The organism is bacterium (assembly GCA_016703265.1).
Lineage (GTDB): Bacteria > Krumholzibacteriota > Krumholzibacteriia > LZORAL124-64-63 > LZORAL124-64-63 > CAINDZ01.
Genome location: JADJCK010000009.1, coordinates 372,256 through 378,998 on the forward strand (window position 1 = coordinate 372,256; position 6,743 = coordinate 378,998).

A 6,743-nucleotide genomic window follows, 5' to 3' on the forward strand; every position below is an offset into this window, starting at 1 on the left:
TGGCCGCTCCAGAGTGTCGTTGGGGATGACACGGGACTCCGGAAGCCCAGCCGTCAGGAAACCAGTGGACGATCATGAGCTCACCCGCCGGATCCTGTCCGGCGACGCGCAAGCCGAACGGCATCTCTACGATGCGCATGTCGACCGGATCTACCGGTTGGCCTTTCGCATGAGCGGGGACGCGACACTGGCCGAGGACCTGACCCAGGATGCTTTCCTGCGGGCCTTCGACCGGCTGTCCGGCTGGCGCGGTGACGGTCCCCTCGGCGCCTGGCTGCACCGCGTGGCGGTGACGGTGATCCTGGGCGGCCTGCGCCGCCGCGGCCGGGTGCGGCGGCACGAGACGGCGGTCGACGAGATCGAGCAGCTTCCGGTCGCCTCGCCGGAGCCCGAGCGCGACCCCGCACTCGGCCGGCGGCTGGAGCGGGCGGTGGCCGCACTCGACGATGTGCATCGCCTGGCGTTCGTGATGCACGAACTCGAAGGGTTCACCCACGAGGAGATCGCGGCGGCCAGCGGCGCCCCGGTCGGCACCATCAAGGCGCGCCTGTCGCGGGCGCGCGGCAAGCTGCGGCTGGCCCTGGTCGCGGGAGTGGAACGATGAACGACGACCGCCTTCTCAACGAATCCCTGCGCGCGCTGCCGCAACCGCCGGCAACGCCGCGAGAGCGCATGTGGTCGCAGATCGCGGCCGCGCGCACGACCACGGAACGCCCGCTCCCGTCGGCCCGACGCGCCGGCGCCTGGCGCTGGGCAGGCGGCGGTGCCGCATTGGCAGCGGTACTGGTGCTCGGCGTGGCGGTCGGCCGCTGGACCGCGCCGCCGGCACCGCAGTCCACGCAGGCCACTGAGGCCACACAGTCCCCGGGCCCGACGCTCGCCGAGCGCCGCGCGTCAGGCTACCGCGAAGCGACGTCGCAGCTGTTCGGCCGCGCCGAGATGCGCCTGGCCGGCTTCCAGGCCCAACCCGCGCACGAAGAATCGGCGGCCGCGACCGCCGACTGGGCGACCGGCCTGCTCACGCAGACGCGCCTGCTGCTCGATTCCCCCGCCGCCGACGACCCGGACGCGCGCCGCCTCCTGCGCGAACTCGAGCTTGTGCTCGCACAGATCGCCGCCCTGCCCGAACGCGGCAGCGCCGGCGAGGCCGCGCGCATCGCCGACGGTCTTCACGAACGTGCCACTCTCCAGCGCCTGCGCGTAGCCGGCGCCCTCTAGCGAAAGGACACGATGATGCGCACGAACTGTATCCCGACGAGACTCGTGCTGGCCGTGCTCGCGCTGAGCGCCGCCTGCTCCCTGCGAACGGCACCGGCCGCTGCGGCACCCCCGCGAGCACCGGCACCGGCCGCTGCTGCCGGCACGCCGGCACCGGCAGCGCCACCGGCGCCCCGCACGCCTGGCCCGGCGCCTGCCGGCACCCCCGCTCCCGGGCACTTCGACGACGAGAAGGCTGCCCTCGCCGCAGCCCGCGCCGAACTCGACGCCGCCCGCCAGGCACTCAACCGCGAGGACTTCGCGCGCGCCGCGGCGCTGCTCGAGGCGCGGCGCGAACAGATCCTGCAGACGCGGGAGGCCGGCAACGCGCTCTACTGGGAAGCCTTCGCCCGCTATCGCCTCGATCGCACCTCCGAACTCCGGCGCGCGGCCGAGCTGCTGCGCCGCCAGCAGGCCGACTTCGACGGCGCCGAAACCGCCCGCGACGGCGAAGCCCTGCTGGCGCGCGTCTACGCGGAGCTCGCCCAGCGCGGCGAAGTCGACGCCGCCCGCGAAGTGCGCGAACTGTCGGGCAACGACGACCAGCGCGAGGAAACGCGCATCCAGGCCCTGCACGCTCTGCTGGAGATGGACCCGGACCGCGCCCTGCCCGTGCTCGCGGACATCCTGCGCGGCAAGCGCCCGGCCAGCCCCTCGTACCGCCGCAACGCCGTCTTCCTGCTCTGCCGCACCGACGACCCGCGCGCCGAGGACCTGCTCATCGAACTGGCCGGCGGCAATACCGATGCCGACCTCCTGTCGGAAGTCGTGATCTGCCTGTCGATGAAGGATTCGGACCGCTCGCTGGACGCCATCGTCGCCGTCTTCAACCGCGCCGAGGACCCGCGCGTCAGCGAATCGGCCGCGCATGCGATCGGCCGCCACGGCGGCGACCGCGCCTTCGCCGTGCTGACATCACTGGTGCGCGACCGCGGCGCCGACATCGAGCGTCGTCGCCAGGCCCTGTTCAGCCTCTCGAACAGCGGCCGCGACAAGGAGGTCAGCGCCCTGGCCCAGCAGGTCCTGCGCGACGAGTCCGACAGCGAACTGCTGCAGGTCGCCCTGCTGACGCTCTCGCGCCTGGACGACGCGGTGCCCGAGAACGTGTTCCTCAGCATCATCGAGAACCCGCGCGCCGATGACGAACTGCGCGCCCAGGCCCTGCACTTCGCCGCACAGAACGGCAAGCTGAGCGTACCCCAGCTGCGCGGCGTCTACGACCGCGCCGCCGGCAGCGAGCTGAAGATGCAGGTCTGCCACGTCCTGACCCAGGTCGAGGACCGCAACCAGGCGCTCGACCTGTTGCTGGTGATCGCCCGCAAGGAGACCGACCCCGAGATCCGCCAGGCCGCCGTCTACTGGGTCAGCGAATTCGAGGACGACCCGCGCGCGGCGGCGTTCCTGCTCGAGGTGATCGAGCAGGAGTAGGCGGGCCGCGGTCGCGGCCGACGTCCGCAGGCAGGAACAGGCGCCGTCCCGGGGCAGCGGGGCGGCGCTGCTGTTTCGGAGCGGATTGGCGATGGTGCGAGGCAAGGCTGGGAGTTGCGCCGGCGCAAGTCTGGCGGGCTGGGCGTCCGGGCTGGTCCTGCAAGCAGGGCGCGCAGGCCGAGCTCATGGGCTGGTCGTTTGGGCCAACCGTCCCGGCAAGGCGAACGGGCGGCCGCGCCACCATACTGTATACCGTATTATTTCCAGACATACACATTTTTTATTGCCATATAGAACAACTATCGCTATATTTTCGTCTCACCTCCTCCCCGAAAGCCGAGCCCCACATGGCCACCGCCGTGCTCCCCACCTATTCCCCAAACCAGCCCGCCGCCGCGGTCGACGCCGCCCTGCGCCAGGCCCTGGCCGCCTGCGACCGCGCTCGCGAATGCGCCGTCCTCTGGTTCGCCGAGGTGCAGCGCCGCGAGCTCTTCCGCGCGCTGGGCCACCCTTCACTGGAACTGTATGCGGTCCACGAACTGGGCTTCAGCCGCAACCGCTACTGGCAGTTCAAGCGCCTGGCCGACGACCTCGACCGGTTGCCCGAACTGCGTGAAGCCGTAGCCACCGGCGAGCTCGGCTGGACCAAGGCCCAGCAGGTGGCCCGCGTGGCCGGCGAGACTACCCAGGCCGCTTGGGTCGCGAAGGCGAAGGTGACCGGCCGACGCGAGCTCGAGCGTGAGGTGTTGGAGGCACGGAAGCGGCGACGCCGAGGCGGAACCGCGAGCGCTGGTCAGCTGGAGTTGGGGGCGGCAGTTGCGCCGGCGCAACTCCTCGCCGAGGGGGAAAATCTGGCCAGTGAACACGTCGACGCCACCGGACAATTCGGCGCCAGCAACAACACCGCTGCCGAAGACCCACTCACCACCATTACCCTCCGCGCCGATGGCCTGCAGCTCGCGCGGTTCGAGGCGCTCGTCGAACGCGCCCGCAAGCGCGGCCTCGTGCCGCGCACGGCCGACCGCATGGACCTGGTCCTCGCAGCGTTGGAATCATTGGTCGAGGGCCCGGCCGACGCCGACGCCAGCCCCCGCGCGAAAGGCCCCGCCGCCCGCATCGTCATCCACCAGTGCCCCGACTGCGGGCAGGCCGCGGCCGTGACCGCGCGCGGCGAGCGAAAACTTGCGCCGGCGCAAGTCGCGGCCGCCGGGTGCGACGCGCGCGTGGAACAGGCAGGCCGGCGCAATCACGCCACGATCCCGTCAAAGTGAGAAGCGCAGTGCTCGCCCGCGACCGGCATCGCTGCGCCACGCCGGGGTGTGGCGCAGCGCGTTTCCTCGAGGTGCATCACGTGATTCCACGCGGACGGGGCGGGTCGAACAAGGCAGATAATCTGGTCACGCTGTGCTCGCGGTGCCATCGGTTCGCGCATGAACAGACGGGACTTGCGCCGGCGCAAGTCGGGGCGGCGGGGCTCGCGCCGTAAGAGGTCAGCGCTGGGCGCCAGGTCGTGGGGGAGCATGGCAAGCGGGCCGGAGGCAACCTCCGTCACCGCGACGCCGGTATCTCCCCAAACGCCCCCAAAGCCCTCTCGAACACCCCCAGCGACCAGGCGATGGCCATCCCGAAATTCGTGATCGGGACGCCGGCCTCGCGGGCCAGCAGGATGCGCGAGAGCATCTCGCGGCGGTTCCACATGCAGGCGCCGCAGTGGACGATCAGCTTAAAAGAAGCCAAATCAGCTGGCCAGTCGCGGCCCTGCGAGTTGGTGATCGCCAGGTCGCCGCCCACGTGCTGGTTCAGCCAGCGGGGAGTTTTTCGCGGGCGATGTCGTCGGTGATGGGGTGGTGGGTACAGGCGTCGATGATGAGGACGCGGTCGCCGGGCTTCAAGGCGCCAATCGCGCGGGCGCCGCGCGCGAAGCTCGGCGAGGTCGCCCTTCCAGCGGCTCATCAGGATGGAAAAACCGGTCAAGGGAATTTCAGCAGGCACGATGGCCGCCACCTGGGCGAAGGCCTGCGAGTCGGTGACGACGGGGGCGGGCGCACACCGCAGTGACGCCAGCGCGTCGGCCAGCGCGTCTTCCGCCCAGCCACCACGCACCAGGCGCCCGGGTCGAGCAGGTCGCGGATCACCTGCACCTGCGGCAGGATGATGCGTCCCTTAGGCGCCTCCTGGTCGATGGGAATCACGAGTACGACCGTCTGGCCGGCGCGCACCAGGCCGCCGAGGATGCTGGGCGGGTTGATCCAGTCCTCGGGAGCCAGGCGGATCAGTTCGCGGCCCAGGGCGTCGAGGCCCTCGCCGGTGGCGGCGACCGTGGCCCACGCAGGAAACTCGCGCCCGGACAGCGCAGCCGGCATGGGGGCCAGGTCGGCCTTGTTCCAGACGGCGATGACGGGGTGCCGCGGCAGGTCAGTTCGGCGACCAGTTCGTCCTCGAAGGGGCCCCAGCCGTCGTCGGCGGCGACGACAGGCCAGTCGGTGCGGTCGAGGATGCGGCGCGTCTTCTCGATCCGCAGCGCGCGCCGGTGGCCCTCGTCATCGACGTCGGCGGTGTCGATGAACACCACGGGGCCCAGCGGCAGCAGTTCCATGGGCTTCTCGACCGGGTCGGTGGTGGTGCCGGCCACTTCCGAGACGATGGCCACCTGCTGGCGCACCAGCGCGTTCAGCAGCGACGACTTGCCCACGTTGCGCCGGCCGAAGAGGCCGATGTGGAGCCGCAGTCCCCGGGGTGTTGCCTGCATCGTCGAGTCCTTCCCGGCGGCCGTGCCGCCCTCAGGAACAGAGGTCCCGTTCGCCGTTCTCGCGCACGCGTCGCAGGCGGTCTCGCAGGTCAGCGGCCGCGGCGCCGCCCGGCAGCGCCGCGAGTTCGCGCGCAATCAGGGCCTCGCCGGCCGTGCGCGTGCCGGGCGCGGCGTAGTCGATCAGGTACTCCTGCAGCGTGGTCAGCGCGTTGGGCGTGCAGAAGCGCTTGATGAAGCCGGGGATGGCGAACTCCATGAAGTGCTCGCCGGTGCGGCCCTTGCGGTAGCACGCGGTGCAGAAGCTGGGCAGGTAGCCGTCGTCGACCAGCTCGCGCATCACTTCGTCCAGCGAGCGAGTGTCGCCGGGCGAACTGGCCGCGCTCCGAGCAGGGCAGCGCCGCAGGCTCGCCGTAGCCGCCCAGTTCAGGCGGGTGCCGGCGTCGATCTGCGAGACGCCGAGGGCCAGCGCGGCGCGGCGCAGGTCGGCGTGCTCGCGCGCGGTCAGAATCAGGCCCGTGTAGGGCACCGCCAGGCGCAGGACGGCGATCAGCAGCAGGAAGTCGTCGTCGTCCAGCAGCGGCAGGCCTTCCAGGTGCACGCCCGGGCGGGCTGCAGGCGCAGGAAGCTGATCGTGTGCGGGCCCACCGAACCGTTCCTGCAGGTGCAGCGCGTGGCGGACCAGGCCCAGCACCTCGAAGCGCCAGTCGTGCAGGCCGAACAGCGCGCCAGGGCCCACGTCGTCGCAGCCGGCCATCATCGCGCGGTCGAGGGCCGACAGGCGCCAGCGGTAGTCGCCCTTGCGGGTGCCGGCCGGGTGCGCGCGGGCGTAGGCGCCGTGGTGATACGTCTCCTGGAACACCTGGTAGGTGCCGATGCCCGCCTCGCGGATCGTGCGGAAGCCGTCCACGTCGAAGGGCGCGGCATTGATGTTCACGCGGCGGATCTCACCGGTGCCCTCACGGGTGGCGTAGACCTCGCGGACGCTGTCGGCGATGAACTCAGGGTCGTAGTCCGGGTGCTCGCCGAACACGAGGATGAGCCGCTTGTGCCCCTCGCGCTCGAGGGCCAGCACCTGCCGGCGCACCTGATCGCGGTCGAGCGTGGCGCGAACGGCCTCGGCGTTGCTGCTGCGGAAGCCGCAGTACGAGCAGTCGTTCACGCACTCGTTGCCCACGTACAGCGGCGCGAACAGCACGATGCGGTTGCCGTACACCGTTTCCTTCAGCTGCCGCGCGGCGGCGAAGATCTCGGCGCGCAGGTCCGGGTCGCGGGCCCGCAGCAGCGTCGCGGTCTCCTCGACGGTCAGCGC

7 protein-coding genes and 1 pseudogene are annotated in these 6,743 nt (G+C 71.4%); 5 read left to right on the forward strand and 3 right to left on the reverse strand.

Going from position 1 to position 6,743, the window contains the following annotated elements:
* Positions 1-25 precede the first annotated feature (25 nt).
* The 5 genes from IPG61_17430 (at position 26) to IPG61_17450 (ending at position 4,171) form a co-directional block, all read left to right on the forward strand.
* Positions 26-604 carry an RNA polymerase sigma factor gene (locus IPG61_17430; GenBank protein MBK6735822.1) on the forward strand — a complete coding sequence of 193 codons (579 nt, stop codon included), beginning with the start codon at positions 26-28 and terminating at the stop codon, positions 602-604.
* Entirely contained in the window at positions 601-1,218 is a 618-nt protein-coding gene (locus IPG61_17435; GenBank protein MBK6735823.1) for a hypothetical protein, read from the forward strand. Before IPG61_17430 ends, IPG61_17435 begins: the two co-directional genes overlap by 4 nt.
* 12 nt (positions 1,219-1,230) lie before the next feature.
* On the forward strand, positions 1,231-2,685 hold the full coding sequence (locus IPG61_17440) for a HEAT repeat domain-containing protein (GenBank protein MBK6735824.1): 1,455 nt from the start codon (positions 1,231-1,233) through the stop codon (positions 2,683-2,685).
* 347 nt (positions 2,686-3,032) lie between these two features.
* Positions 3,033-3,956 carry a hypothetical protein gene (locus IPG61_17445; GenBank protein ID MBK6735825.1) on the forward strand — a complete coding sequence of 308 codons (924 nt, stop codon included), beginning with the start codon at positions 3,033-3,035 and terminating at the stop codon, positions 3,954-3,956.
* Between the two features lie 8 nt (positions 3,957-3,964).
* Positions 3,965-4,171 (forward strand): HNH endonuclease, encoded by a 207-nt coding sequence (locus tag IPG61_17450; GenBank protein ID MBK6735826.1) that lies wholly within the window; start codon positions 3,965-3,967, stop codon positions 4,169-4,171.
* 62 nt (positions 4,172-4,233) lie between these two features.
* On the opposite strand, the gene IPG61_17455 is transcribed toward IPG61_17450, so the two are convergent.
* The 3 genes and pseudogenes from IPG61_17455 to hydG form a co-directional block, all read right to left on the reverse strand.
* On the reverse strand, positions 4,234-4,788 hold the full coding sequence (locus IPG61_17455) for a hypothetical protein (protein ID MBK6735827.1): 555 nt from the start codon (positions 4,786-4,788) through the stop codon (positions 4,234-4,236).
* Positions 4,789-4,957: 169 nt separating this feature from the next.
* Entirely contained in the window at positions 4,958-5,434 is a 477-nt protein-coding gene (locus IPG61_17460) for a 50S ribosome-binding GTPase (protein ID MBK6735828.1), read from the reverse strand.
* Positions 5,435-5,465: 31 nt separating this feature from the next.
* Positions 5,466-6,743, reverse strand: a pseudogene (gene hydG / locus IPG61_17465) ([FeFe] hydrogenase H-cluster radical SAM maturase HydG).

Coding starts and splice junctions, on each gene's coding strand:
- IPG61_17430 (MBK6735822.1), top strand. CDS start 26: ATGACACGGGACTCCGGAAGCCCAGCCGTCAGGAAACCAGTGGACGAT.
- IPG61_17435 (MBK6735823.1), top strand. CDS start 601: ATGAACGACGACCGCCTTCTCAACGAATCCCTGCGCGCGCTGCCGCAA.
- IPG61_17440 (MBK6735824.1), top strand. CDS start 1,231: ATGATGCGCACGAACTGTATCCCGACGAGACTCGTGCTGGCCGTGCTC.
- IPG61_17445 (MBK6735825.1), top strand. CDS start 3,033: ATGGCCACCGCCGTGCTCCCCACCTATTCCCCAAACCAGCCCGCCGCC.
- IPG61_17460 (MBK6735828.1), bottom strand. CDS start 5,434: ATGCAGGCAACACCCCGGGGACTGCGGCTCCACATCGGCCTCTTCGGC.